The organism is Rhodococcus sp. 2H158 (genome assembly GCF_053764755.1).
On the sequence record NZ_JBSNCE010000062.1, the window covers coordinates 1 to 1433 of the forward strand.

Here is a 1433-nt window from a genome sequence, read left to right on the forward strand (position 1 = left end):
TAGTAGGACTTTGTTAGGTTCACCACTTCTTGTTGTGGGGACTCGAGATTCGGCGTGGTGTTCGAGACGATAACCGGGTGGATGCCGCAGCCCTGACCGATGTCGGTGAACGTCTCGATGCGTTCGTCGACGAGGTGTTCTCCTCGCTCAAGCGCAAGGATCAGCGGGCGACGGCAGGGGTGTATGCACGGGGGTTGATGCTCGACGGTCGCCGCAAGTCGATGCAGCCGATGGCCGACCGGCTCGGGGTCGATCACCAACGCCTGCAGCAGTTCGTCACCACCTCACCGTGGGATCCGATACCGGTACGGAAAACGCTGTCCCGCAAAGCGTGTGATCTGATCGCACCGGATGCGTGGGTCATCGACGACACCGGATTCGCCAAGGACGGCGACGCCTCGCCGTGCGTGGCCCGGCAGTATTCCGGCACCTTGGGCAAGGTCGGCAACTGCCAGGTCGCGGTCAGTGTGCACGCCGCCACCGACACCGCGTCCGCGCCCCTGGATTGGCGGCTGTATCTGCCCGAGAGCTGGGACGATCGGTGCTGCGACGATCCGGAGACGGCCTCCTCGATCACCGCCCGCCGACGACGCAACGCGATTCCCGATGATGAGCGGTATCGCACCAAGGCGGCGATGGCCCTCGAAATACTCGACGAACTGATCTCGTGGGGCCGGACCCCACCGGTGATCGTCGCCGACGCCGGTTACGGCGACTCGGCCACCTTCCGTCAGGGCCTGACCGACCGCGACCTGGTCTACGTCGTCGCAGTCAAGGGCGCCACCCTCGCACACCGCGGTGATGCGGTCCCGGCCGCGGCCGGGTATTCCGGTCGCGGCCGGCCTCCCACCCGACGCTATCCGGCCGCGGTGACCTGCAAAGACCTCGTGCTCGCTGCCGGCGTCGAGGCACTGACCGAGATCACCTGGCGCCACGGCACCCAGACCGGCCCGGCCAATCCGGCCGCGGCGATGCGCTCGAGGTTCCTGGCACTGCGGATACGCCCGGCAAACCGCACCATTCCCAGAGACGAGAACGGCGTCCTGCCCCAGGCCTGGCTGCTCGCCGAATGGCCGGTCGGCGCGGCGCAGCCCACCGACTTCTGGCTGTCCACCCTGCCCGAGGACACACCCCTGTCGGAGTTGGTGCGTCTGGCCAAGATCCGCTGGCGCATCGAACACGACTATCGCGAACTGAAAACCGGCCTCGGACTCGACCACTTCGAGGGCCGCTCCTGGCTCGGCTGGCACCACCACGTCACCCTCGTCACCGCCGCGCACCTGTTCATCACCACCCTGCGGCTGACCGACCCAAAAGCGGTTGGGCAGGGCTGACCCTCTACGGAATCGTGCGCGAACTCCAACGCGCACTGGCCTATTGGATCGGTACCTGCCCGACCTGCCACCACACCTTCCCAACCTAACAAAGTCCTA

1 protein-coding gene is annotated in these 1433 nt (G+C 66.4%); it reads left to right on the plus strand.

All coding sequences use genetic code 11. The annotated features are described in order from the left end of the window. Positions 1 to 77: 77 nt before the first annotated feature. Positions 78 to 1334: an IS701 family transposase gene (locus ACWPOB_RS28470; RefSeq protein ID WP_100056533.1), complete on the plus strand. Its 1257-nt coding sequence runs from the start codon at positions 78 to 80 to the stop codon at positions 1332 to 1334. The last annotated feature ends 99 nt before the right edge of the window (positions 1335 to 1433 follow it).